Origin of the sequence: Chitinophaga eiseniae, from assembly GCF_012641265.1 — a bacterium.
Classification (GTDB): domain Bacteria; phylum Bacteroidota; class Bacteroidia; order Chitinophagales; family Chitinophagaceae; genus Chitinophaga; species Chitinophaga eiseniae_A.
Genome location: NZ_JABAHZ010000021.1, coordinates 1 through 1,935, shown reverse-complemented (window position 1 = coordinate 1,935; position 1,935 = coordinate 1). Strand labels below are relative to the sequence as shown.

The window sequence follows — 1,935 nt, the reverse complement described above, 5'->3', positions numbered from 1 at the left end:
TTGTGGGATACAGCGACACCTTTCTGGATCTGAAGATAGACAAAAACGAATATCCGTACGAGATAAAGAACGATACACTTTACTTTACAGGAGAGGAATGGAGAAGTAAGATTGGCACCAATTACAATAATATCTTCAATGCAGGTAATAAAGACCTCGTATACGAGACCACCGATAATCCTTTGGGGGAAATTTGGAACGCCACGGCTGAATTGCGTGAGAATGGGTTGGTACGGCTGCATTTCCCGCTTGAAAGGAAGCCGGAGCGGGGAACGCTGATTGCCCTTTACCACGACTATTACATCACTGATGGTATACAGCTGATGCGGAGCAGCCGGCTGTGGCTGGAGCAAATCAACATTTACCATGCCCTGAGTGTTGGGGTCGGCGCTTCCGAATGTGAAGACATCACCCTGAAGCAGGTGAATATCATAGCCAATGAAAAGAAAAATCGTGTATTCAGTACCGTAGCCGACGCCACGCATTTTAATGGTTGTAAAGGCCGCATTGTGATCGACAGTTGCAAGGTAACCGGCGCCGGCGATGATTTTATCAATATACATGGTATGTATGCCCCGGTAGTCAAAGTATTGAGCGATCATGAAGTGCTGCTGGCGCCGAATGATAGGTACATAGGCTTTGAGAAGGGCGATAAAGCCTGGCGTGTGGATACGGCTACCATGCAGCGCAGGCAGATTTTATCCGTGGCAAAGCAGGAGGATGTGTCGAAAGGATACCGTCTTACGTTCACCGAGAATATCACCAATATACTCAAGCGTGGAGATCTGCTGGAAAATATAGACAAGAACCCGGATGTGGAGATCACCAATTGCCAGGTGATGAAGCGCCACCGCGCAAGGGGGATACTCGTAACCAGTCCAGGCAAAGTACGTATATCCAATAACTACTTCAATACTGCGGGCTCAGCCATCCTCATTGAAGGCGACCGGACCGTGTATTATGAATCAGGTGCAGTGAGGGATGTAGCTATTGAAAACAATGTCTTTGAGAACTGTTATACCTCCGAGTGGGGAGAAGGAGTTATTACCATTACACCATCTATCACTCCGAAAGATTCAGTCTCTCCGGCATATCATCACAACATCCGTATCACCGGTAATACCTTCAAGCATTACGATTATGCGTTGCTGTACGCCCGTTCCGTAGATACACTGGTGTTTTCATCTAACAAGATAATATATACGAATACGTATCCGCCATTTTCCCGTAAGGTGAATGTGTACCTCGATGGATGCCGGCATGTAACTATTGGCGATAATATTTGTGACGCAGCATTTCCGGGAAGGAATGTGTGGATTAAACGTATGAAGGAGACGGATTTGGGGCAGTTCGGAAGTAGCCCGTTGAAAGTATCTCCGGCGGAGGATTAGTCCGGCATACTAAACTTATCAGGATAAATTATTCTTCCTGCTAATTCCCCGGATAGTTTCGAACTTAATGAGGCTGTCTCAAAAGTAATTTTTACCCAATTTTATCCGGGTACCTGATGGAGAGAATTTTCATTTACGATATGCTCAGTGCCTTCAGATTACTTTTGGGATAGCCTCTGATCTTGTTGACTGTGCCGGCAAAGCATGATTGCAATATGTACTTAAACCTGTATTATTGGTAAAAATGCCCAATCAATAAGGCAGAAATGCGCGCCAATGTGGAAGGCTTTATGAACAATCGAAAAAAGGTTAAAAACAAGGTGCAGAAATATTTTCACGAAAAGCACGTCAGATATGCCGCTTATGAAATCAGCAAGAACTAATTTAAGTAATGATTAATTATTAACAAGATGAGAATTACATTGATATCTTTTTTACTACTGGTCCTTAACAGCTCGTGTTTTGGCCAGCAGGATACTGTTGAGATAAACGTAACAGATTATGGCATCCATCCTGACAGCCGGGTCAATATAGAACCGGAGAT

Annotated in this window: 1 protein-coding gene; it reads left to right on the top strand. The window is 44.4% G+C overall.

Features of this window, described 5'->3' with window-relative positions:
* Positions 1–1,391, top strand: a 1,391-nt coding sequence (locus tag HGH91_RS30905; protein ID WP_168743099.1) for a hypothetical protein, incomplete at its 5' end; no start/stop codon positions are given.
* Positions 1,392–1,935: the final 544 nt, after the last annotated feature.